At 49.5% G+C, this 22,253-nt stretch carries 22 protein-coding genes; 13 read left to right on the top strand and 9 right to left on the bottom strand.

Features of this window, described 5'->3' with window-relative positions; genetic code table 11:
• Positions 1-4 precede the first annotated feature (4 nt).
• A complete protein-coding gene (locus EAE30_RS04295; RefSeq protein WP_123014831.1) occupies positions 5-1,138 on the bottom strand; it encodes a glycerate kinase in 1,134 nt (377 codons plus the stop codon).
• A 15-nt stretch (positions 1,139-1,153) separates the two neighbouring features.
• The gene (locus EAE30_RS04290; protein ID WP_123014830.1) at positions 1,154-2,419 is read right to left on the bottom strand and encodes a GntP family permease; all 1,266 of its coding nucleotides are present in this window, start codon (positions 2,417-2,419) and stop codon (positions 1,154-1,156) included.
• Positions 2,420-2,807: 388 nt separating this feature from the next.
• Between EAE30_RS04290 and EAE30_RS04285 the strand changes: the two genes are divergently transcribed.
• A complete protein-coding gene (locus tag EAE30_RS04285; RefSeq protein ID WP_123014829.1) occupies positions 2,808-3,326 on the top strand; it encodes an RNA methyltransferase in 519 nt (172 codons plus the stop codon).
• On the opposite strand, the gene EAE30_RS18735 is transcribed toward EAE30_RS04285, so the two are convergent.
• The gene (locus EAE30_RS18735) at positions 3,323-3,481 is read right to left on the bottom strand and encodes a hypothetical protein (RefSeq protein WP_164711788.1); all 159 of its coding nucleotides are present in this window, start codon (positions 3,479-3,481) and stop codon (positions 3,323-3,325) included. The two genes, EAE30_RS04285 and EAE30_RS18735, sit on opposite strands and share 4 nt — an antisense overlap.
• A 130-nt stretch (positions 3,482-3,611) precedes the next feature.
• On the opposite strand from EAE30_RS18735, the gene mdcA reads away from it, so the two are divergent.
• From mdcA to EAE30_RS04245, 8 genes are all read left to right on the top strand, one after another.
• Positions 3,612-5,267, top strand: a complete 1,656-nt coding sequence (gene mdcA, locus EAE30_RS04280; RefSeq protein ID WP_123014828.1) for a malonate decarboxylase subunit alpha — start codon at positions 3,612-3,614, stop codon at positions 5,265-5,267.
• Positions 5,268-5,271: 4 nt separating this feature from the next.
• Entirely contained in the window at positions 5,272-6,135 is an 864-nt protein-coding gene (locus EAE30_RS04275) for a triphosphoribosyl-dephospho-CoA synthase (protein ID WP_123014827.1), read from the top strand.
• 16 nt (positions 6,136-6,151) lie between these two features.
• On the top strand, positions 6,152-7,303 hold the full coding sequence (locus EAE30_RS04270) for a biotin-independent malonate decarboxylase subunit beta (RefSeq protein ID WP_123014826.1): 1,152 nt from the start codon (positions 6,152-6,154) through the stop codon (positions 7,301-7,303).
• Positions 7,300-8,097: a biotin-independent malonate decarboxylase subunit gamma gene (gene mdcE, locus EAE30_RS04265; protein WP_123014825.1), complete on the top strand. Its 798-nt coding sequence runs from the start codon at positions 7,300-7,302 to the stop codon at positions 8,095-8,097. Before EAE30_RS04270 ends, mdcE begins: the two co-directional genes overlap by 4 nt.
• Positions 8,098-8,163: 66 nt before the next feature.
• Complete coding sequence (locus EAE30_RS04260) at positions 8,164-9,117, top strand: AEC family transporter (RefSeq protein WP_123014824.1); 954 nt, start codon at positions 8,164-8,166, stop codon at positions 9,115-9,117.
• A gap of 9 nt (positions 9,118-9,126) precedes the next feature.
• Positions 9,127-9,753 carry a malonate decarboxylase holo-ACP synthase gene (locus EAE30_RS04255; protein WP_123014823.1) on the top strand — a complete coding sequence of 209 codons (627 nt, stop codon included), beginning with the start codon at positions 9,127-9,129 and terminating at the stop codon, positions 9,751-9,753.
• A 10-nt stretch (positions 9,754-9,763) separates the two neighbouring features.
• Positions 9,764-10,687 (top strand): ACP S-malonyltransferase, encoded by a 924-nt coding sequence (locus EAE30_RS04250; RefSeq protein WP_123014822.1) that lies wholly within the window; start codon positions 9,764-9,766, stop codon positions 10,685-10,687.
• A 28-nt stretch (positions 10,688-10,715) separates the two neighbouring features.
• Positions 10,716-11,657 (top strand): LysR family transcriptional regulator, encoded by a 942-nt coding sequence (locus tag EAE30_RS04245; protein ID WP_164711787.1) that lies wholly within the window; start codon positions 10,716-10,718, stop codon positions 11,655-11,657.
• Positions 11,658-11,691: 34 nt separating this feature from the next.
• On the opposite strand, the gene EAE30_RS04240 is transcribed toward EAE30_RS04245, so the two are convergent.
• Positions 11,692-12,552 carry an NAD(P)-dependent oxidoreductase gene (locus EAE30_RS04240; RefSeq protein WP_123014820.1) on the bottom strand — a complete coding sequence of 287 codons (861 nt, stop codon included), beginning with the start codon at positions 12,550-12,552 and terminating at the stop codon, positions 11,692-11,694.
• Between the two features lie 363 nt (positions 12,553-12,915).
• Here EAE30_RS04240 and EAE30_RS04235 point away from each other — a divergent pair, with 363 nt between their 5' ends.
• Entirely contained in the window at positions 12,916-13,287 is a 372-nt protein-coding gene (locus EAE30_RS04235; protein WP_123014819.1) for a hypothetical protein, read from the top strand.
• 67 nt (positions 13,288-13,354) lie between these two features.
• Here EAE30_RS04235 and EAE30_RS04230 read toward each other — a convergent pair whose 3' ends face one another.
• Complete coding sequence (locus tag EAE30_RS04230) at positions 13,355-14,113, bottom strand: SDR family NAD(P)-dependent oxidoreductase (protein WP_123014818.1); 759 nt, start codon at positions 14,111-14,113, stop codon at positions 13,355-13,357.
• Positions 14,114-14,329: 216 nt separating this feature from the next.
• On the opposite strand from EAE30_RS04230, the gene EAE30_RS04225 reads away from it, so the two are divergent.
• Together EAE30_RS04225 and EAE30_RS04220 are read left to right on the top strand one after the other, a co-directional pair.
• The gene (locus tag EAE30_RS04225; protein WP_123014817.1) at positions 14,330-15,091 is read left to right on the top strand and encodes a ribonuclease H family protein; all 762 of its coding nucleotides are present in this window, start codon (positions 14,330-14,332) and stop codon (positions 15,089-15,091) included.
• Positions 15,092-15,440: 349 nt separating this feature from the next.
• Positions 15,441-16,742: an MFS transporter gene (locus EAE30_RS04220; RefSeq protein WP_123014816.1), complete on the top strand. Its 1,302-nt coding sequence runs from the start codon at positions 15,441-15,443 to the stop codon at positions 16,740-16,742.
• 64 nt (positions 16,743-16,806) lie between these two features.
• Here the strand turns inward: EAE30_RS04220 and EAE30_RS04215 are convergent, their stop codons facing one another.
• Positions 16,807-18,207, bottom strand: a complete 1,401-nt coding sequence (locus EAE30_RS04215; RefSeq protein WP_123014815.1) for a M20 family metallopeptidase — start codon at positions 18,205-18,207, stop codon at positions 16,807-16,809.
• A gap of 123 nt (positions 18,208-18,330) precedes the next feature.
• Here EAE30_RS04215 and EAE30_RS04210 point away from each other — a divergent pair, with 123 nt between their 5' ends.
• Positions 18,331-19,239: a LysR family transcriptional regulator gene (locus EAE30_RS04210; RefSeq protein WP_123014814.1), complete on the top strand. Its 909-nt coding sequence runs from the start codon at positions 18,331-18,333 to the stop codon at positions 19,237-19,239.
• A gap of 25 nt (positions 19,240-19,264) precedes the next feature.
• On the opposite strand, the gene EAE30_RS04205 is transcribed toward EAE30_RS04210, so the two are convergent.
• From EAE30_RS04205 to EAE30_RS04195, 3 genes are all read right to left on the bottom strand, one after another.
• Positions 19,265-19,561 carry a hypothetical protein gene (locus EAE30_RS04205; RefSeq protein WP_123014813.1) on the bottom strand — a complete coding sequence of 99 codons (297 nt, stop codon included), beginning with the start codon at positions 19,559-19,561 and terminating at the stop codon, positions 19,265-19,267.
• Between the two features lie 94 nt (positions 19,562-19,655).
• Entirely contained in the window at positions 19,656-20,366 is a 711-nt protein-coding gene (locus EAE30_RS04200; protein WP_123014812.1) for an exonuclease domain-containing protein, read from the bottom strand.
• Positions 20,367-20,368: 2 nt separating this feature from the next.
• Positions 20,369-22,243 carry a DUF294 nucleotidyltransferase-like domain-containing protein gene (locus tag EAE30_RS04195; RefSeq protein ID WP_123014811.1) on the bottom strand — a complete coding sequence of 625 codons (1,875 nt, stop codon included), beginning with the start codon at positions 22,241-22,243 and terminating at the stop codon, positions 20,369-20,371.
• Between the last annotated feature and the right edge of the window lie 10 nt (positions 22,244-22,253).

Genomic DNA, 22,253 nt, shown 5'->3' with positions numbered 1-22,253 from the left:
GAACTTAACGTGGTAAGCGATATAACGCCGCGATATTACGTGCAGTGAGCGTGATATTTTGCGAAGCGTGACTCAGTGCCGTGGCAAGATCCACCGCACCATTGACCACCGAGAATACCGCGTCAATGCCGTAATCATGCACCACACCACAGTCTGACGAAAGACTGCCCGCGATACCAATCACCGGGCAATGATGCGCTTGCGCGACCCGAGCGACGCCTGCGGGCGTCTTTCCATAGATAGTTTGACTGTCTATGCGCCCTTCGCCGGTAATCACCAAATCAGCGTCAGCGACATGAGTCGCCAAATCTACAGCCTCCATGACGATATCAATGCCCGGCTTCAAAGTGGCCTGTAACAAGCCAAGTAACGCGGCGCCTAAGCCCCCGGCCGCGCCAGCACCCGCAAGGTCTTTTACATCTTGTCCCAAATCACGCTGCATCACCTTAGCAAAATGCGCCAAGTTATCATCAAGCTGTTTGACCATGTCGGGTGTCGCCCCTTTTTGCGGACCAAAGACTTGGGAAGCGCCCCTCGGCCCACATAATGGATTGTCCACATCACACGCCACTTCGATATGCGTTGTCGCCAAACGCGCATCCAGTCCCGACATGTCAATCTGCGCCAGCGTATGTAACGCCCCGCCTCCATGGGCGATCTCTTTGCCGTGGTGATCGCGCATGTTAATCCCCAACGCCTGTGCCATCCCGGCTCCACCATCATTGGTCGCACTGCCCCCAATACCAATGATGATATGTTGAATACCACGATCTAAAACGGCTGTAATCAGCTCTCCAGTGCCATAAGTGGTGGTGATCCGCGGGTCCCGCTGCGCCATCGGCACATGCTGTAAACCGGAAGCTGATGCCATTTCTATCACGGCTGTGTGCCCATCACCCAACACGCCGTAAAAAGCCTCGACCGGTGTGCCAAGCGGGCCGGTGACATAGCAGTGAATGATGTGTCCACCTGTCGCATCAACCAGTGATTGCACCGTGCCTTCTCCGCCATCTGCCATCGGCAATTTAATGTAGCTCGCATCGGGAAAAATCTGTTTAAACCCTGACTCTATCGCCTCAGCCACACCCAAGGCTGTAAGACTTTCTTTATAAGAATCTGGGGCAATGACAATCTTCATGTTTTCTCCTCAGGATTAGACAAACCATCCAAACACACCAAAAATGAGCACAGACACCGAGGCGATCGTGAGACCAACCGCTGACTCATAAGGGAGCAGTGTTAACCGTTCTCGAATGTTCATATGAACCGAGCCTCCGGTGGAATGAAAGAAGCTGCCATGGGGCATATGATCCAAAACTGTCGCACCGGAGTGAATCATTGCCGCGCCCGCCAACGCAGGCACACCAAGATCTAAAATCGTGTGACTAAATACATTCGATGCAACCGCAGTGCCCGCAGTCGTCGACGCGGTAGCAAGCGACATAAGCGCACCAGAAAAAGGCGCCAGTAAATACGACGGCAATCCAGAGACGGTTAATACGTCAATCAAGCCCTCTTTGAAGCGCGAATGGGCAATGATGCCAGCCAATGTCCCAGTGCCTAATAACATAATCGCGACAGGCGCCATTCGATTTAACCCCGAGACAGCAAACTGATTGAGCCGTTTAAAGCGCCCCATCGCCATCGCTCCGATCATGCCTCCCAACGGCAGCGCAATGAGGGGATCAACATTGATGTTGGCAATCGGTCGCAGGGCCAATAATGCGATCGCCACAACCGGTGCTACCATGGCCGCTACGAACGACGGCAACGTCGAATAGTCGACGGCGACCACTTCATGTTGCTGAACTGGACTGCCTGTATTAACAAGACGCTTGGCAATATAATACGCCATTACCACACCACATAACCCCGGAATCACCCCGGCCGCCATGACCGAGGTTAATGGGACATGGAAAGCATCAGCCGCGGCGATCGCGTTAGGGTTCGGCGACATGACATTCCCCGCTTTACCGCCCCCAATCATGGCCAGCAAAATCGCTGTTTTGGAAAGCTTTGCACGATGACCAATGGCTAAGGCAATCGGCGCGACGGTGATCACCGACACATCCACAAACACCCCAACCGCAGTAAGAATCATCGTCGCTAACGCCAAGGCAAACAGCGCCCGCGTTTCCCCCGTCTTTTTGACGATGGTTTCAGCAATCGCTGTCGCGGCGCCCGATTCAATCAGCACGCCGGCTAACACCCCAGCGGCAAGAATGCGCAACACTGAGGTGACGATGCCTTGCGCTCCGCCAATCATCAGTTGCACGGTATCCGTGAGTGACACGCCGCCAACCACACCGCCAACTAACGCCCCAATGATCATGCCATAGGCGGGCGGGACATGTTTTAAAATCAAACCAATCGCAATAATCAGGGCAACCAACGCCCCCAGAGTTGAAACCTCAGTCATGATCGATATCCACAACAATAGATGAAAAAATCAAAATAAGATCAATAGATTAACATTGTAAACTCCGGATGGAACACGACTTTTGTCACGCGATGTTCTAGGGTTAGGTCTGCATCACTCTTTTTCATAAATTTTCATAAAAAACGAATAATTAGATCGATATACCTTGAGAATTGGCACGAAAAAAAGTAGCGATACATGGGTCACGCCCCTCATGAATCAAGCCGTATCCTCACCGTACCGCCAGCTTTCGACGTCTCTCATGCTCCGTCATTATCACAACGAGGCTCATTCAGTCGTAGCACTTCGCGCGGGTTCGATCAATAATCTGCGGGTATGTGAGCGGATCTCAGGCTCCATTTTCAAATAGAACAGAAGAAGAACCACAATGACAACAGAGTCCACGGTCATTATCGGCCTATATAACCCGAAAAGTCCCGCCAATGTTGGGGCTGTCATGCGGGCAGCTGGCTGTTACGACGCCACCCAAGTGCGTTATAACGGCGTACGTTATAACCGTGCAGTAAAACTACAAACGGATACGAAGAAGGTAAAATCGCGGATTGAGTTGGTTAATAGCGACAATCTGACGGACAATCTCAGTGACGATGTCAAAATTGTCTGTGTTGAGTTAGCCGTTGGCGCCACCTCATTACCAGAGTTTGTCCACCCGCAGCACGCCATTTATGTGTTTGGCCCTGAAGATGGCTCCTTACCACAACAAGTGGTGGACCAAGCGGATCACGTTGTGTACGTTCCCACCAACGGATGCATGAACCTCGCGGCAACCGCCAATGTTGTGCTTTACGATAGGCTCGCGAAAACCTTAGGGGACATCGACGATCAGCAACAAGTCATTGCCAATCGTGATAATAGAAACCGCTTAAAGGTCAAATCACGCCCTTAAGTCAACCGCCACCAACACGGCAACTCTCGCGGTGTATTCTGAAGGCCTAAACCTCGTCCGATTAGGCCTTCGACTTCTCTGAAATACCACATCTCTGGCGCCATCCGCGCAGACAAATCGACCAACCAGCCCCCCATCTCCTTGTCTTGGTTCATAAAAAACATTATCACTTTTTGTATATAGAACCCTCATTTATGCTCATTTTATAACGATCTCATCCTCGTATGATGGTTTCACGGAGCTACTCCACGTAGCGTTATATCCCTCATACCAAGAAGGTGTCTTATGTCGAGAAAACAATGGACCACCAAACGAGCTGAGAAACAGGCACGCGTTGCCAGCGTTGCTCATCTGGCCGATGGCAAGGTTCTCCCAACGGCGCACATCGTTGAAGCGTTGGAGCATTTGATCAAACCTAACGATCGGGTTGTCCTCGAAGGCAATAACCAAAAACAAGCGGATTTCTTAGCACGCATGCTCGAGAAGGTGAATCCGGAAAGCGTTCATGATCTGCATATGATTATGCCAAGCGTCAGCTTGCCATCGCACATGAATATTTTTGAAAAAGGCATCGCCAGTAAACTCGATTTTGCCTTTGCTGGCCCACAAAGTGTGCGTGTGGCACAAATGCTGGAAGATGGCTTATTAGAAATTGGCGCTATCCACACGTACATTGAATTATACGCCCGCCTCTACGCTGACCTCATTCCCAACGTTGCTTTAGTGTGCGGCTTCAAAGCCGACCAGTACGGCAATCTCTATACTGGCGCCTCCACTGAAGACACGCCAGCACTGGTCGAAGCGCCAGCATTCAAAGACGGATTGGTCATCGCTCAGGTGAACGAAATCGTCACCCAGACCGAGGAGTTAGATCGCGTCGACATTCCCGGTGACTGGGTCGATTTCGTTGTCCAAGCGGACCAAGCGTTCTATATCGAGCCACTCTTTACTCGTGACCCACGCCTGATTAAAGACACCCATATTTTAATGGCGATGATGGCGATTAAAGGCATTTATGCCAAACACGGCGTACAAACGTTAAATCATGGGATTGGCTTTAATACCGCCGCCATCGAGTTGTTATTGCCCACCTACGGTGAACAGTTGGGACTCAAGGGCAAAATCTGCAAACACTGGACATTGAATCCTCACCCCACCCTCATTCCTGCCATTGAGTCTGGTTGGGTCGAAACCGTTCATTCCTTCGGTGGCGAACTGGGTATGGAAAAATACGCGGCAGAACGTTCGGATGTGTTCTTCACCGGACCCGATGGCTCGATGCGCTCAAACCGCACGATGTGTCAACTGGCTGGGCAATACGCCGCCGACATGTTCATTGGCTCAACCCTGCAAATGGATCCGGAAGGTAATTCATCCACCGTCACACATGGCCGCTTGGCCGGCTTTGGCGGCGCACCAAACATGGGACACGATCCACGTGGCCGTCGTCACGCCAGTGATGCGTGGCTTAACATGATTACCGATGAAGAAAAACAACACGACATTGTTAAAGGTCGCAAATTGGTCGTGCAAAGCGTCGAGACGTATCAAGACGGGGCGACCTCCACCTTTGTCGACCAGTTGGATGCCGTCGACGTCGCCAAAAAAGCAGGCATGGCGACCGCCCCTGTCATGATTTATGGCGATGACGTGACCCACCTTTTAACCGAAGAAGGCATTGCTTACCTCTATATGGCGAAAGACATGGAAGAGCGTAAAGCCTTGATTTGCGCAGTCGCTGGTGTCTCACCCTTTGGGCAACGAGTAACACAAGCACAAATCAAAGCATTCCGTGACGCGGGCAAAGTCGCAACACCGGAAGATTTGGGCATCAAACGCAGTGATGCCAATCGCTCATTACTCGCCGCGAAAAGTGTGGCAGACCTTGTGAAATGGTCCGATGGCTTATACGAGCCACCCGCCAAATTCCGTAGCTGGTGATCCTATGCAAAGTAATCAGAGCCATAGCAACCGTCATTCGGCACAGCAATACATCGGTGAGTATGCACAAGCTGCCTTAATTGCCGAAGCTCGCTTAACGCCAAAACCTGGGCTAGTCGATGCTCAAAATAACGGTTCTCATGATGACTTAGATTTGGCGCTTATGATTCGCTCTGCCTCTTGCCTCACGCCCTATTTTACTGAAATGGCGGCGGCGGGCGACGGTCAACCTGTGTCGCAATGGTTGCGAGAAACCATTGGCCGCATTGGCCGCGAAGCAGAAGCTTGCATGCTGGCAGAAACCCATGGGGTCAATACGCATCGCGGTGCTATTTGGGCGCTAGGGCTGTTAAGCACCGCCACAACCATGACAGGCAAGGCGTGCCAATCTGCGACCCATATTTGCCAGCTCGCGGGGCAGTTAGCACAGATTGAGGATCGCCATGCGCCTGTCACCTTTAGCAAAGGGCAGCGTGCAAGCAATCACTACCAAGTCAATGGTGCCAAGCAGCAAGCCCAGCTCGGCTTTCCTGCCATTACGCGCCATGCTCTGCCTACTTTGCAGCATAGCCGTCGGCTCGGCCATAGTGAAACAGAAGCGCAGCTCAATGCGCTGTTGTCACTCACTGCCCACTTGACCGACACCTGCGTGTTACACCGTGCCGGACTGGCCGGTCAAATGCACTTGCAGCAATGCAGCCGTGACATTCTTGCGCAAGGTGGCGTGAGCACATCACAAGGCATGGCGCGATTGCAACAACTCGACCGCGACATGATCGCGTTACACGCATCACCGGGTGGCGCCGCAGACTTGCTTGCGGCCACCTTATTTGTCGACTGGGTGACTCACCCAGCACAATCCAAATAACTGGGAGGTTCCAACCATGGAACAACTAACCTTTTCCTACGCAGCGCACTCTTCAATCGATACGATGGTGCGAGTCGGGAACGTCGGTTCAGGGGATCTAGAAATCCTACTTGAACCCACAGATAAGCACCGTATCGAAATTGCATTAATTACGTCGGTGGACAACCGTCAACCCTTATGGGACGCCATATTTCAGCGTCAGTTCGCTGAGAACGCCCCCGCGATGCAAATAACGATTAACGATTTTGGCGCCACGCCAGGCGTCATCGGTTTACGACTGGTGCAAGCCCTAGAGCAAATTACCCATGCGCCTGCACCCGCAACAGCAAACCCACTTGGCACCATTTCTTTCATTGAAATGAGTGCTCGGGAACGCGCTAAATTCCTGTTGGATGCAGGAACATGTCGAGAAATCATGGGCAACCAACATCACTCTTTCTCACCTTGGCTGGTTCCACAAGGCATTGTGCCACAGACCGATGATGGCTGTGTGGTCGCCAAAGGTACGATTGATGGCAAGCCAAGTGTCGTCGTCGGCATTGATGGCACCTTTCAGGGCGGCGCAATAGGCGAAATCTCCGGTGCCAAAATGGCGGCGGCTTTGGAGTTGGCCTTGCAAGATGCCAAAGCAGGCAACCCGACCCAAGTCGTCTTGTTATTAGAAACCGGTGGAGTGCGCTTACAAGAGGCCAACTTGGGTCTCGCGGCGATTGCCGATATCCATGCTGGCATCGTTGCACTGCGTCAGTACGTGCCGGTGATTGGTGTGGTGGCCGGTTCCGTGGGCTGCTTTGGGGGTATGTCGATTGCCGCAGGATTATGCAGCAACCTCCTTGTCACGCAAGAAGCGCGTCTTGGTCTGAATGGCCCACAAGTCATTGAACAAGAAGCGGGCATTGAAGAATACGACTCTCGCAATCGTCCATTTATTTGGTCATTCACGGGTGGAGAGGCACGCTTTGCCGCTCGCTTTGCGGATGTGTTCTCCGAAGACAATGCTCAGCAAATTCGGTCTGATATTTCGAATATTATTCACCAAGCGTTACCGACCTCCGTGCGCTGCGAACAGGTGGACCGCTTCTTGTCCGTCTTTAACCAAATGGATACTGCGCAGCAAGCTACCCCGGATCTGGTTCGTCACTACTTCGCTCAAGGAGAATCCAAATGAAACATCGTGGTCTAACCTGGCTAACCGCCTTAACAACTCATGGTCACAACGTAAGCGGCTTTGCTCCTTCCGTCAAAGTCACCGATGGCACCATAGGCCAATATAACGCGCGCTTTATCGCCGTAGTGCCTGATGAAAACAACCCATTTCCGCGGGCTCGTCAGGGGGAAGTCGGCCTGTTAGAAGGCTGGAATCTGGCGAAAGCAATCCGTGACATCGTCGCCAAAGACGCGCATAGCGATAATAAAACCGCCATTGTGGCCGTGATTGATGTTCCTTCACAAGCCTATGGTCGTCGCGAAGAAGCCTACGGCATTCATCAAGCCCTCGCCGCCGCGGCAAACGCCTATGCGACGGCACGCAATGCCGGCCACCCCGTGATCGGTCTGATTGTCGGAAAAGCCATGTCGGGCGGATTTTTAGCGCACGGTTATCAAGCGAATCGCTTAATTGCCTTAGAAGATGAGGGCTGTATGGTCCACGCCATGGGTAAAGCTTCCGCAGCACGGATTACCTTACGTTCAGTCGCGGAGCTCGAGAAACTCGCCGCCACCATCCCTCCGATGGCCTACGACATTCAGAGCTACAGTACGCTGGGTTTATTGTGGAAAAAAGTCGCCGTTGACAACGCCGAGACGCCGACACCCCAAGACGTTGCGCAAATCGACGCCGCTTTAATCGCAGCATTGAACGATATTGCCAGCGATACAGAGCGCGATTTATCCGGCCGCTTACACAGTGCTAACCGCCAAGCCTCCCTTCAGGTTCGTCAGTTGATGGCGCAAGAGTGGTAACGCTTATCTAACGCGTTATAGCCCTCAATACAAAGGGTTATAACGCCATTTTGAGGTATATTATTTATGTTTCACGCTATAATAAATGCTATTGCACCCATTTTTGTTGTCCTCGGGCTCGGATATTTTTGTGGCTATCGAAAAATAGCCGACAATAAAAATGTCTCTGTGCTCAACGTGTTTGTCATGCGCTTTGCACTCCCCACCGCGTTATTTACTGCAACATGGCACACCCCTGTGGCAGGATTTATCAGTAAACTGCCGCTGATTGCCATTCTGGTTCTCGCGATGTGGTTATTGTGGGCAGCGACTTACTTCATCGCTCGCCGTTATTTTAACAAAAAGCCCGCCCAAGCTGCGATTTATGCGCTCACCATCTCCTTACCTAATTACGCGGCCCTCGGTGTACCGATTCTTAGCGAAACCATTCAAGGTGCCTCCACCAGCGACATCGCCCTGAACGTTGCCATTTCTATCGCTTGTGGATCGATTTTCCTCTCGCCACTAACCTTAATGGTATTGGAAAAAGAAACCAAACCCGAATTTAAACACGCCTCAATGGGATCGCTGATCATGCCGTTATTGATCAAAGCGTTCAAAAATCCCATCGTGTTATGGCCAATCATCGGGACCATATTCTCTTGTTTTGGTACAACCATGCCTGCACTGCTTACTCATGCGTTAAGCCCTCTCGCAGCAGCGGCTGGCGGCGGTGCACTATTCTTAACCGGGCTGATTGTTTCGGCGCGTCGCCTCAACATCAATCGTGCGGTATTGACCGGCTTTGTTTTGAAAAACGTCGTTCAACCTGTCATTGCTTATGGCATTGCCATCACCTTTGGCTTGCCCGCGACCCTGCTTGCCGCGTCGGTTTTTCTTATCGCACTGGCAACCGGCTTCTTTGGGGTGATGTTTGGTAACGGCTTTGGCGTTCAGGACGAAGATTCAGAGGGTACACTCTTGCTCTCCACAATCCTCTTCGCCATCACAATGCCTATCTTTATGTACTTTCTACTTTAAGAGGCCACCATGGATCTCGATTACGCACCACACGATCTATTATGGGTCACCGACGTCGCCGACAGTAGTGCCTTGCCAGCGTGGTTTTCTCTCGCGGATCTCGACGTCCGCCCGGTAGTGGTGAGACGAGCGCCTTCTGAATCCGACCGCATTGCGGTCGGCATTCGCGGTCAACAACGCCATGAACGTCACGCCTGTTATGTGTCATCGAAGGCCGTCATTCGACAGTTGACCCCCGAAGACATCGTGGCGCAGCAAGGTTGGCACACACAGGCACTGCGTCACCCTTTACCTCATTGGCAAACGCTAGAGGCTCTCTGCCATATTATGCAGTCAGCCAACCAATCATGGGGAATTAACGGCAGTTTGGCGTTTGAACTCGCCACTGGTATTCCCACCGCCCATGCCGCCAGCGATATTGATTTACGCTTACGCTGCCAGCGGCCCATTGAGCGTGAGCGGTGTCAGCAGATCGCCGAAAGTATTGGACGGTTACCACAGCGTTGTGATGTGCAAATAGAAACCCCTTACGGAGCATTTGCGCTGAATGAATGGCTAACCGCGAAGCGCGTTATGATCAAAAGTCATGGCGGTCCTTATCTAACCGATACCCCTTGGCAAGCCCTCAATCACTAAGGAACCCTTTATGACGACGTTATTCACCTTTCCTGGTCAAGGTACTCAGAAAGCAGGAATGCTCCATTCACTCATGGCTTTTGAGGTTGGGCGCGAATTGGTTGAGCGAGCCAATGACCATTTACACGAAGATGTGCTTGCGCTGGATACCCGAGAAGCACTGAGCAACAATCGTAATACCCAATTGGCACTGACGATTTGCAGTTATGCGTACGCGGAAATATTGCGAGCACACGCCATTGAACCCGACTATGTTCTGGGGTTATCCATTGGCGCGTTTCCTGCAGCGATCAGCGCACGCTGTCTTCGCTATGAACACGGCTTATCGCTTGTCGCGCAGCGCGGAGAATTGATGGCCAATGCCTATCCAGAAGGGTATTCAATGGCGGCTATCATTGGCTTGTCACTGACGACGGTGCAGGAGCTTATCGAGCAAGCTGCGCAAGCCAACCACGTGACTTACATTGCCAATATCAATACGCCAACTCAAATCGTGGTTTCTGGCAATAATCTGGCGTTGGAGTATTTGTGTGCCCTCGCGCTACAAAAACAAGCCACTCGTGCCCATCGGCTCAACGTCAATGTGCCGTCACACTGTGCACTGCTCGCCGAACAAGCGGAGCAATTTGCCGACGCGTTTACCGCCATTCCTTTCGACCGCCCGACAACGACTTATGTGAGTGCGAATGCGGCACGCGTTCTCTACCCACCCGCTCGTATTCACGACGACTTGATCCATAATATGGCTCGACAGGTCCATTGGTGGGAAACCGTTGCCATGTTAAAAGAACGCGGCGTCACTCTGGCAATAGAAATAAGCCCTGGCAGCGTTCTTACCGGATTGTGTAAAGCCAGCATGCCAGACACGATATCGATCGCACTTGATAACGAAAACCTTTCTAACCTAGAGGCGTTAGTGCGAAGATATGGTTAATCCCCATCATCCAGACTACCGAGGAACTATGCATCGACGCCTACCTACCACGATTAAGCGCTTAGAAGTGTTTATAAGTTATATGGAACATCAAAATATGAACCATGTGGCGGATGCACTCAACGTCAATACCCTGTCGGTATATCGTTCGATTCATGGGCTTGAAGAAGATTTGGAGTGTATCCTGTTTGAAAAACGAGGCAGAAGCTTAGTGCCGTTGCAATCGGCGCATATTTTATATGAGCACGCGTTACCGGCATTAAGCGATCTCTCGCGCGCGATTGATAACACGCAAATTTCAGCAGGGATGGAACCCAAGCGGCTACGCATTGGTTCGGTTAATTCATTGACCATTGATTTGGTGCCGCATTTGCTCTCTGCGTATAAACAGCGCCGACCAGATGTTGAGTTAGAATTTCATTCCGGCTCAAACTGCGACCTGATTGAGCAGCTCAAACGCTCCGATCTCGACGTCGTGATGATTTATGGCGATCAACGCTTGGAAGAAAGTTCTCAGCACACCGCGCTGAAACTGTTTGATGATAAGTTAAGCTATACCATTGCCAAAAGTAGTCCACAACCGGCTCAACACGATTTGCCGATCACTACTTCGTATTTGAAAACCCAAACGTTTATGACGCTGACTCAGGGGTTTGGTTTACGAGAAACCTTCGATAAAGTCATGGTAAAACTCGATGGACAAATCCGCATTCACTCAGAATTTTCCAGTATCTTTGGCTTGAGCTTTGCGTTAAAGGCAGGAAACTACGCGGCTCTGTTGCCCTCTCGCATGTCCGAAGTCTCCGAACAAATTGGATTATCTTTCTATCCACTTGCCGACGACATCGCAGAATCCCATGGGATATATCTTTTGATGAACCGAGCCAGTGAACATAACCCAGCCATTAGAGCCTTAACCGCCGAATGCCGGATGTACAGTTTGCGTTGGCAAACCATGCCGCATCTCTGACTGAGTTATTCCTGACGCTTAACGTGACGAGGTCTTATCGATTGACCTTGTGGGCAGCCGCAATATCTTCCTCTGCATAGCCCGATTTTTTCGCTTGTTTGAAGGCTTCATTGGTTGCCGCAGCCGTCGGTAGTGGTTGCTCAAGTCTATCGCCAAGGGCGAGCGCTAAACGCAGATCTTTTTGCATGTGTTTCAACGGAAAACTGGTGTCATAGTTCTCTTCTAAGCACATTTTCCCCTTGATATTGAACATCGGATTGGCCATTGCGCCTGCCGCGAGAACGTCTAAAATCGCTTGTCCCTCTAAGCCGGACTTTTGCCCTAATGCCATCCCCTCGCTGAAAATATTGAGCATACCGCCCATGATCATATTCACAACCAACTTCATATTCGCGCCTTGACCAACGCCACCTAAATACGGCGCCATTTTGCCCATAACGTTCAATGCGGGCAGCGCCTCTTGATATAATGACTCATCACCAGCGGCTAAAATCACTAAAGTACCGTCTTCTGCGGGTTTCTTCGTCCCCGATACCGGCGCCTCTAAAAATCGTCCGCCAGCGTGATGAATCAAATCCGCAATCGTACCGGATGTCTTATCATCAACGGTCGACATATCGACATAACCACGGCCAGCGCCTATGCCCGCGGCAACTCCGTTCGGCCCCTGACAAATGGCCAACGCCGCCTCCGGATCCGCCACCATCGCAAACGTAATATCACAGGCTTGTGCCACAGCTTTCGGCGAGTCCCCGAAGGTCGCACCATGCGCAACTAACTCCTCGCATTTTTGACGATTGCGATTCCACACCGTGACCTCAAATCCCGCGTTAACTAAGTTTAGCGCCATGGCTTTACCCATAATCCCCAAACCAAGAAATCCAATCCGACTCATGTTGTCTCCTTTTTATAGCCCTTTGCGATACATACCATCCATCATGCCACAGAACTCTCACAGCGGATATCTCGAAAGCGCCGCCAAATTGCCCCCGCTTTTACGACCCAACCTACACCATCGAGCAGGATGATTAGCCAATCACCCAACCCCCAGCGCGTGGCGGCGCGACGATTGACGCTCTAGCGCCCAAAGCAAACTGCTCACAACATAACCATAACTGGTCATTTACTGACAAAAGCCACTATTTTCTAAAATAAATATGACATAACTGTTTAATATTCAATCACTTGATATTGTTTTATTGCAATGAATTGAATATTATCCTGCGCGTCTATTTATCCCGAACTTAGGAAAATAATAATGAAAAAATTATGTCTAATCGGCGCAATGATGGCGACACTCGTGACAACCGGTTGTTCAACCCGCGTTGCCGACTTCACCATCGCTTCAACAAAAAATGTGAATCTTAACAGTGGCGATTTCATCAAGGGAAAACGCGTCACAGGAACGGATACACGCGCTATTGTGCTCATTCCAGTCGGCACCCCAAATATCAAAGAAGCCGCAGACGATGCCATTGAAAAAGATCATTGTGCGGTCGCTCTGACCGATGTCACCACCGATTACTCTCACTTCGCACTGCTGTTTGGTTACAGTCGTTTTACCGTTGAAGGGGATTTAGTGATTGATAAGAATCAACCGGGCTGTGAGAACTGGACCAGTAAAAAATAAAGCTTAGTCCTGCAGTCAAACACTGGGCATGAAGCAAATCATGCCCAGTCGCTCACTCAGTGTGAATTTATTGACGATGAATGGCGAACAACGACCACGCTTGATCGGTCGGCATGACTTCCATGCGATTAATATTCATGTGATCCGGCAGTGTCGCGACATAAAACATCGTATTGGCAATATCTTGCGCAGCGAGTGCACGGGTCCCTTGATACAACGCATCCGACGCCGCCTGATCCCCTTTGGTTCTCACCAAGGTAAATTCCGTTTCCGCAATGCCCGGCGCAATATCCGTCACCCGAACCCCAGTTCCCAATAAATCGCACCGCAAGTTATAACTGAACTGTTTCACAAAGGCCTTCGTGGCACCGTAGACATGACTGCCTGGGTAAGGCCATGCCCCCGCTATCGAACCGACGTTAATAATAGAGGTGCCATTACCCACTCGAATCAAAGTGGGAAGCAATGCGTGTGTCACATTGACAAGTCCTTTGATATTGGTATCAATCATCGTATGCCAGTCATCCAACTCAACCGATTGAGAAGGCTGCGGAGCCAGCGCCAATCCGGCATTATTAATCAAACAGGTCACATCTTTAAACGCATCAGGCAACGATTCAATAACGGCCGCCACTTGCTCCTTATCACTGACATCCATGGTTTGGTAATGCACTGGCACCGATTGAGATAACTCTTCGGCAATCGCTTGCAATCGGTCTTCACGGCGCCCGGTAATGATCAAAGACCACCCTTCTTGAGCGAATTTGGTGGCCGCGGCACGGCCAAATCCAGAGGTTGCCCCAGTAATAAATACGATTTTTGACATGTTTCATTCCTTTTCAAATGAGAATCGCTATCGGCGATTATAAACACCGCTATTTCAAAAATGCTATCGAATTCCACGCTCAACAGCGCATGCACGACGTTTCCTGCAACCCGATATCAACCACGGTTGGCTATTGACCTTATCAATAAGATGACTGATGATGCAAACTTGTCGCGAGAGACATCATTCTGATTTGAGAAAGGGGAAACATACGGTTTGGCTAAAAAATATTACGTGGTTTGGAAAGGCCGTCAACATGGTATTTATACGACTTGGGAGCAATGCAAACAACAGGTCGACGGTTTTACGGGCGCAAAATTTAAATCCTACCCTTCATTAGCCGAAGCAGAAGCAGCATTTGGCGCACAGCCAGCGCCAGTGCGTCGTACAGCGGCAACAACTAAACCGCCCACAAAAGCCAAATCAGCGGCATTAACCCAAGCACAAATTGAAGCCATGCCGTTTGATATCAAAATATTCTCTGATGGCGGGTGTGAACCCAACCCGGGCAAAGCAGGCACTGGCTTAGCGGTCTATGAACATAACCAGCTTAGTGAACTGTGGTTTGGTCTCTTTCAAACCTATGGCACCAATAATACCGCTGAGTTGCATGGGTTACATCATGCCCTCTTAATGGCGCAAGACAAACTGAGCCTAGGTCAATCGGTTGCCATTTTCTGTGACTCGAAATATTCCATTGATTGTATTACACAATGGGCACCGGGTTGGGAGAAAAAAGGCTGGAAAAAAAGCGGCGGAGAGATCAAAAATCTCGAGATCATTCAACCCGCCTACCGCTTATATCAAGCGTTAGCCTCACGTATTACAATTCACCATGTTAATGGTCATGTGGATATCGAAGGCAATGAATTAGCGGATAGAATGTCGATTGTCGCCATTGATACTCAAGAAACCGACTTGATTCGCTATCGCCAACCATACAACATCCCTGAGATTATGGCATTGCGTACGGGATAAATAAGACGGCTGACGGGGTTTCATCAACTCACGTTAATCCCCGTTGCCACCCAGTTTAGCGAGTCAATCCTCTGCACTTTTCTAGACTGGGTAGTGCAATCGCGATCTTTTCTCTTTGCTATTATCAAGTATGTGCCCCAGATATGCAAAAACTGGCATACCATTAAAAATCTAATAAAATGAATTCGTTACATCAGATTATTCACGCTTCCCTCTGATATAAACCTCCCATGTTTTGCTTTGCAAAAAAAGCAAAGATGAATTCATAAATTAACAATTGTGCCAAAGCATTGAACCTCCTAGTATCGAAAAATAACGGACGATTCTATTTAATTACAGGGAGTAATTTATGTCTGATGGCGTACTTGCTAATAAGCAGACCTTGAAATCCAACCAGAAACTTTCAGATCGCAAACTATACAAACTGATTATTGCATCCTCGATAGGTAATGCCTTGGAATGGTTTGATCTTATCGCTTACGCCTTTTTTGCTGGAACCATTTCTAAGCTCTTTTTCCCGACAGATGATACAACACTGTCATTAATGCTGGCGTTATTTACCTTCGCAATGTCGTATTTAATTCGCCCAGTCGGAGCGATTATTATCGGCAGTTATGCCGATAAATCAGGTCGAAAATCCGCCATGCTGCTGACGATTTGGCTGATGATGGCCGGCACATTTTTGATTGCGGTCATGCCGACTTACGCGAGTATCGGTATCTGGGCACCGATCGGTATTTTACTGGCTCGTTTACTACAAGGCTTTTCAGCTGGTGGCGAATTTGGTAGTACCACGGCAATGTTGGTTGAACAATACCCCGAGCGTAAAGGCTTTCTGTCTAGCTTTATGTTCGCTAGCCAAGGGATCAGCGGTTTATTAGGGGCTGGTTTTGGTTTGGTACTGACCGCCTTGCTTAGTACTGAACAATTAGAAAGCTGGGGCTGGCGCATTCCTTTCATCTTCGGGCTGCTGATTGGCCCAGTCGGTTTATACATCCGTCGCCACATCGAAGAAACGGGCGAGTTTGCCCACAAAGAAGAAGAACCGAAGGTGCCCGTTGCTGCGCTGTTTAAATCACATAAACGCAGCATCATTTACACCATTGGTGCGATGATGTTATCCACCTCTGTGACCTATTCCATTATCTTTATGCCAACCTATGCGAGCAAATTTTTAGGCATGAGCAGTTCGATTGGTTACGGTGGCACATTAATCAGTTACGCAGTTTTGACGGTGCTAACACCATTTATCGGGACACTCTCCGATAACATTGGTCGTACACGCGTAATGATCGTTGCATCTGGTCTGTTCTTCTTAACTGTCTATCCAGCGTTCACACTGCTCTCCACCCACCCAACGTTAATCATGCTCGCCAGCGTACTCTTTTGGCTCAGTATTCTTAAAGCCATGTACTTTGGTGGCTTACCTGCATTGATGTCTGAACTGTTTCCCACCCACGTGCGCGCAACCGGTATGTCTCTAAGCTATAACATCGCAACAACGGTATTCGGCAGCTTCACCCCAGCGTTATTGGTATGGTCAATCAGTGCAACTGGCGATTTGCTTGCGCCAAGCTATTACCTATTACTGACGTGTTGTGTCAGCTTGGCGACCATGGTGGCTATTCGTAAGCACTTTAACATTCGTTAGCTTCTTTGCCATTAGTTAAAGGGCTCCAACAGGAGCCCTTTTAAATCGTCGGCATAACATTGGGTTAACCAGGCCAATTCTCACCTAAATCCCAAAATACGCCCGCCGCCGATGCCAGCCCCTGTTCTACGACACTGACCAGTAAATGTTCATCCGGCGCATGTTGATTACAAGACGGATAAGAGTGTGGCATCCATACCGTGGGCAAAGCTAACACATCTGCAAAACAATGATTTGGGATGGTTCCACCTAAATTCGGTAATACGGTCACCGTTTGCTCTAGTGAGGCTTGCATCGAGTCTTGCACAAAGCGAACCCATGGATGGCTCGGGTCTAAGCGTGTCGCGTTATATCCCCCTTCATAAATCACTTCAATGTCATCGAAATCGTGGGAGACAAAATGCGCCTGAAGATTGGCAATGAGATTTTCCCAATCAGTGCCAGAAACCATGCGCAAATGACAAACGGCTTCAGCCGAATCTGGAATCGCCCCCACGGGCTTAACGATATTCCCCGCACCGAACGCTATCACTTCTAAGGTATTCGAACCAAACAATCGCTCACCTTTCGTCAGGTGCGTTTCACCCCAGGCTTCGTTCAATGTCGGATCGCCCTCATTGCCACCCACCGGTAACGCTTGCATCATATTCGCCACCAAACCTTGAGGCTCTGGCGCTTTGAGCACAGCAGGCAGCACTTGGCCTGTTTTGGAAACTAACGTGGCTAACGCATGATTAAGGCGGATAGCGGCATTGGTGATCACGCCTCCCCAGTTCCCTGAATGACGCGCGCCATTGCCCGTCTGACACCGTAAGCGAAACTGACATACACCACGAGATCCCAAGAAAATGGTCGGCGTTGCGGCATTCAAACGCGGCCCATCTGACGCCAGAAACACATCGGCTTGTAGCGCGTCTTGATGCTCGCGACAAAACTGCTCTAAGCCGATTGAGCCGACTTCTTCGCTCATCTCGAATAATATCTTAACGTTATAACCAAGCTGACCCTCACGCTGCTTGAGCACCGCTTCTAACGCCATTAAATTGATGGTGTGTTGGCCTTTATTATCCGCAGTACCACGTCCGAATAACTTGTCGCCAATCTGCGTTAACTCCCAAGGATGCGTGCCGTCCATCCACAATTGTGCTTGACCATCAGTGACATCACCATGCCCGTACAGCAATAAAGTGTGACTCGATGCCGATTCAATGCGCGTTGCGATCATCAATGGCGGTTTGCCCGCGACTGGATTATTAAACTGCTCACACTCAAACCCCAATTGGGTCAGGTAAGGCTCGATCTCTTGGGTCAGATAAACCGACAGCGCTTCTGCTGCATCTGGGTTCTGACTTTCCGTTGCCATCGCCACACGCCGGGAAAGTGTTTGGTAAAATTCACCATTGTGGAGAGTCTGCTTTGCCAGCGTAACCGCTGCGGCACGTCCGATATCGCTCGATTGTGTCATGATTTATCCCTGTTTTCGCGTAAAACACTCGCTCTGCTATATCGGATTAGCATATGATGACTAAAACTTTGCCACAATTATCAATTAGGCAAAAAATTGTTATCAAAAATAGAAAGAACCATTATGCATGACTTCTCTTTGAAATATTTCCATGCCGTTGCCCAGACTGGCTCTCTCTCGGCCGCTTCTGAACAACTGCACGTCGCCATCTCAGCCATCAGTCGACAAATCAGTCAGCTAGAGGCTCAGCTTGATGTGACTTTATTTGAAAGAAAACCACGTGGCATGTCATTAACGTCGGCGGGAGAAGTTCTTTATACCTATTCGCTGCGCAATACCGTCGAGTTAAGCAACGTGATTTCGGAAATGAAGGGACTAGACAGCGTCAAAATGCAATCTATTGCTTTGGCGAGTCCCGAAGGGATGGCTTGGGACTTTTTACCTTACGTGATGGCGTGCTTTCGCGCTCAAAACCCCAATGCGATTTTTTCTCTTAAGGTGGTTGAGTCAGCAGAAGCGACCCAATTGGTGAAAGAAGGCGTGGTCGATGCCGCGCTCACATTCAGCTTGCAAATCGAACAAGGTGTCGCGGTCGCCTTACAATCCCCCGCGCCAATTTCAGCATTACTGTCAGCCAACCACCCTTTAGCCAACAACACGCAGCTCAGTGTTCGTGATTTAGCGAATTACCCACTGGTCCTATCCGAGCCTGGTACCACCTTAAGTTACTTATTCGATATTGCGTGTCATTTAGCCGGCATTAGTATTACCCCCGCTCTAACCACCAACTCTATGGGGGCACTGTATACCTATGCCAAAGAGAATACCGATGCTATCGCTCTATGTGGCGAGTTAAGTGTCAGCCGAATCGCCAAACGAGATGGCTTGGTATTAATACCGATGCAAGAGCCATCGTTGTTGCAGCGCAGTATTCAGTTACAAGTGATGTCACACAGAAAACCACCGTCTATCGTGCAAGATTTTTTAAGTTTTCTAAGCCATATGCTTAAGAACGGAGAAACAAGCCAGTAGGCAACCTTAAAAAAGCGTCACAGTTTTAACCATGGTGTGGCTCAGCAGGTATGCGCTGATTTCTCACTAAGCCACGCCGAACGTTTTTGCACATTTTGCCGAATTGGCGCAGCTCATCAAACGTCGGTGTAATACCACGACTCATCGCATTTTCCCAATACGTCAGCTCTGTATCGACTAATTCCATCAGTTTCTTCGGACACCCTTGGCATTCATTATCTGGCCCGCACACAAAGGTATCCGCTTGATATAAAGGAAACTCTGCTTTCACTGCGTCGATAATGTTATGCATAGCAGTCATGCGATCCGGCTTATTTGCCATCCCTACCTCAATAAACACAAAAATAGCAGGGTTATTATAACGGTGTCGCGGCCAAAAAATGCGAAATGGTTATCAAAATGCAGGCTCAATGGAATCAAAGAATCAGCTCCGACAACTGCGGTACATGCCCTTTGAAGAGCGTTCGTAGTTGTGCGGTAAATAATTCCGCAGTTGCCAGAGCATCGAGCGAGGCAGAATGAGCCCTATACGCTGGCAGCTTATAACGCTGCCTAAGAGCACTCAGGTCGAGTTCGCTCGCGGTTTGCATTCGCCCATGAAAAGTGAAGCGTTTTTCAATATGAAGCGTGTCTATCCACCAACACGGCAACTCGGGCAATTGATAACGGCGTTGAACATAGTCATCAATGAAGGCTTTTTCTATACAGGCGCCATGCACCAGCGCCACTTTTCCTGCCAGTTGCGCAAATAGTGCCTCCATGACACGCTCTAGCGCCTGACCGTGAGCAAGGGCGTGAGGCATTAATTGATGAATTTCTGCCGAGCGAGCATTCACGTATTGATCATGGTAGATATACGTTTCTTCACTCGCATCCGTGTCCATGACGTGATCGGTCATCGGCACCCACCCAACACTCAGGATTTGGTCCTGCGTAGCATCAACGCCCGAGGTTTCAAAATCGAATGACAGCATGGGCATGTCGCTAACAACATCATTTACATTGGGTAGCGGTATTCGGGCAAATTGCTCCATTCCTGATGCAAGATCGGTCCGCTGACCTAACTTTTGATGAATTTTTTCAATACGATGCACCGAATTAAGCCGTCGTCTGAGAAAGGCAATCATGATCATCCCTTAATGAATCGCAGTTTGGCAACATCTTGTAACTCACTGATCATTTTAAAGGCATCTTTTAGATGCTTACGCTCAAAACTACTAAAACTGTCAGGTTCAATGTGATTATCAGGCGTTTTATTCTGCTTAATCGCTTGTAATTGGTGTTGAAAGCGTACTTGAGTAATAAATTTGTACGCGCCAATAATGTTTTGGCAACTGTCCTCCGACATCGCACCGTTCTCGGCAGCGTAAATAAAACGGGCTTCGGTTCCAGTCATACTGCCCCCCACCGATAATGAGAAAATGCGCGCTAAATCAATGATCAAATTCAGGGCATATTTTTTGATATTTAAAGTGTGGCTGTTTTCACCGCCTTTTTCTAAGACGAGGTGATTAAAAATGCCAAGAGGTGGCTGCGTGTCAATCGCGTCTCTCACTAATGCGGGTAAAAAGGTATGGCTATCTTGGAGGCAACGATGTAAATGGTGTTGCATCTCTGTCACCAGATTCATATCTCCATGAATACCACGAACCTCAAGAAAGACACTAATACTTAACAATTGATTGTATTCGGGGCTCGCCACCCACTTAGTGTAATACGATTTCCATGTACTTAGAGGCTGACACCATTTCGGTGAGGCAGCCATATACTTACCATCGCATAATGGATACCCACATGCTGCCAAACCATTACACACACGCATGGCCAAATGACGAAAATACAACTGATACTCCGGTTTCGCTTCGTCCGCCAAGACCAGAGCGCTGTCTTGATCCGACAACATATGAACTTCATTTCTGGCATGTGAGCCCGCGACAACCCATGCATAGCGGCACGGTGGCGGTCCAAGTAAGTCCTCACTCATTTGAATTAAGCGGCGAGTGAACGCATCCATAATCATCGACATCACACGCCCTTGGACTTCGGCACTCACGCCCCCCTCGACCAACGCTTGGAAAATCGTATATTTTTCGTCTTTCAATGCGATCAAGGCCTGCTCTGAGCTGGCGTATTTGATTTTTTCTAGCAAAAATAACGCTTGGGTTTTGTGGTTGTGGACCAAATGCGATGTGGTCAATAAGCCAACGACACGCTGCTCATTCATCACCGGTAAACAACGAATATTATGTTCCAGCATCAGAGAAATGGCCTGAATCACCTTATCATCGGCTTGGATCACCAGCGGGTTACGGGTCATTACATCGTCTATCGGGCGATGGGTTTCAATGCCTTTGGCGACTACGCAGCGTGTCATATCACGATCCGTTAAGATACCGATAATGTTGCCATTCTCCACCACCACCGCACATGAGCTATGCATCGACTTATCATAACCACTCATTCGCTCAGCCACATGACGAATTGACGTCCCTAACTCCACCACAGTAATATTATCACTCGCAACTTCCGAGACACGCTGATAAAACAGACCCTTTTCATTTTCATACGCGCCAACGCCCACTGCTGAGTGCAAACGACGTGTCGCTTGTCCCGCAAAGTAATCGGCAAATTCGGGATGTTTCTTACAAACTTGTTGAACTTGGTGATGAGGAACTAGATACAATAAAGAGTCTTCGATTGCCGTGGCTTGATAACCCTCTTCTGCGTGAGTCAGCGGGGCTAAAAACGTGAAACCAAATTGATCATCCGCCCCCAAGCGCGCACGCAGTTGCCCACTAGGGTGGCGCTGTTCGATCGCCCCTGAGCGAATAATATAGAGAAATTTATCCTCGCAAAGCACGCTAAATTCAATTCGCTCGCCGGCAGCTAAGTAACGAACTTTTACGTGTTCGGCCAACGACATGACAATGCCAGAGGGAATCTTATCAAAGGGATCCAAACGGATAAGAAAGTCGTAAATGTTAGGTATTAATGAAGAATTCAAGCACCACCTC

The sequence above is a fragment of the Vibrio zhugei genome, from assembly GCF_003716875.1.
Classification (GTDB): domain Bacteria; phylum Pseudomonadota; class Gammaproteobacteria; order Enterobacterales; family Vibrionaceae; genus Vibrio; species Vibrio zhugei.
Note: the sequence above shows the minus strand (reverse complement) of the source record. Positions and strands in the feature narration are given on the sequence as shown.

What these genes read in the sequence shown, in the direction of transcription:
- EAE30_RS04220 (WP_123014816.1), top strand. Translation starts at nt 15,441, where the DNA reads ATGTCTGATGGCGTACTTGCTAATAAGCAGACCTTGAAATCCAACCAG.
- EAE30_RS04270 (WP_123014826.1), top strand. Translation starts at nt 6,152, where the DNA reads ATGGAACAACTAACCTTTTCCTACGCAGCGCACTCTTCAATCGATACG.
- EAE30_RS04250 (WP_123014822.1), top strand. Translation starts at nt 9,764, where the DNA reads ATGACGACGTTATTCACCTTTCCTGGTCAAGGTACTCAGAAAGCAGGA.
- EAE30_RS04275 (WP_123014827.1), top strand. Translation starts at nt 5,272, where the DNA reads ATGCAAAGTAATCAGAGCCATAGCAACCGTCATTCGGCACAGCAATAC.
- EAE30_RS04255 (WP_123014823.1), top strand. Translation starts at nt 9,127, where the DNA reads ATGGATCTCGATTACGCACCACACGATCTATTATGGGTCACCGACGTC.
- EAE30_RS18735 (WP_164711788.1), bottom strand. Translation starts at nt 3,481, where the DNA reads ATGAACCAAGACAAGGAGATGGGGGGCTGGTTGGTCGATTTGTCTGCG.
- EAE30_RS04285 (WP_123014829.1), top strand. Translation starts at nt 2,808, where the DNA reads ATGACAACAGAGTCCACGGTCATTATCGGCCTATATAACCCGAAAAGT.
- EAE30_RS04290 (WP_123014830.1), bottom strand. Translation starts at nt 2,419, where the DNA reads ATGACTGAGGTTTCAACTCTGGGGGCGTTGGTTGCCCTGATTATTGCG.
- EAE30_RS04245 (WP_164711787.1), top strand. Translation starts at nt 10,716, where the DNA reads ATGCATCGACGCCTACCTACCACGATTAAGCGCTTAGAAGTGTTTATA.
- EAE30_RS04210 (WP_123014814.1), top strand. Translation starts at nt 18,331, where the DNA reads ATGCATGACTTCTCTTTGAAATATTTCCATGCCGTTGCCCAGACTGGC.
- EAE30_RS04215 (WP_123014815.1), bottom strand. Translation starts at nt 18,207, where the DNA reads ATGACACAATCGAGCGATATCGGACGTGCCGCAGCGGTTACGCTGGCA.
- mdcA (WP_123014828.1), top strand. Translation starts at nt 3,612, where the DNA reads ATGTCGAGAAAACAATGGACCACCAAACGAGCTGAGAAACAGGCACGC.
- EAE30_RS04205 (WP_123014813.1), bottom strand. Translation starts at nt 19,561, where the DNA reads ATGGCAAATAAGCCGGATCGCATGACTGCTATGCATAACATTATCGAC.
- EAE30_RS04235 (WP_123014819.1), top strand. Translation starts at nt 12,916, where the DNA reads ATGAAAAAATTATGTCTAATCGGCGCAATGATGGCGACACTCGTGACA.
- EAE30_RS04240 (WP_123014820.1), bottom strand. Translation starts at nt 12,552, where the DNA reads ATGAGTCGGATTGGATTTCTTGGTTTGGGGATTATGGGTAAAGCCATG.
- mdcE (WP_123014825.1), top strand. Translation starts at nt 7,300, where the DNA reads ATGAAACATCGTGGTCTAACCTGGCTAACCGCCTTAACAACTCATGGT.
- EAE30_RS04230 (WP_123014818.1), bottom strand. Translation starts at nt 14,113, where the DNA reads ATGTCAAAAATCGTATTTATTACTGGGGCAACCTCTGGATTTGGCCGT.
- EAE30_RS04260 (WP_123014824.1), top strand. Translation starts at nt 8,164, where the DNA reads ATGTTTCACGCTATAATAAATGCTATTGCACCCATTTTTGTTGTCCTC.
- EAE30_RS04295 (WP_123014831.1), bottom strand. Translation starts at nt 1,138, where the DNA reads ATGAAGATTGTCATTGCCCCAGATTCTTATAAAGAAAGTCTTACAGCC.
- EAE30_RS04200 (WP_123014812.1), bottom strand. Translation starts at nt 20,366, where the DNA reads ATGATTGCCTTTCTCAGACGACGGCTTAATTCGGTGCATCGTATTGAA.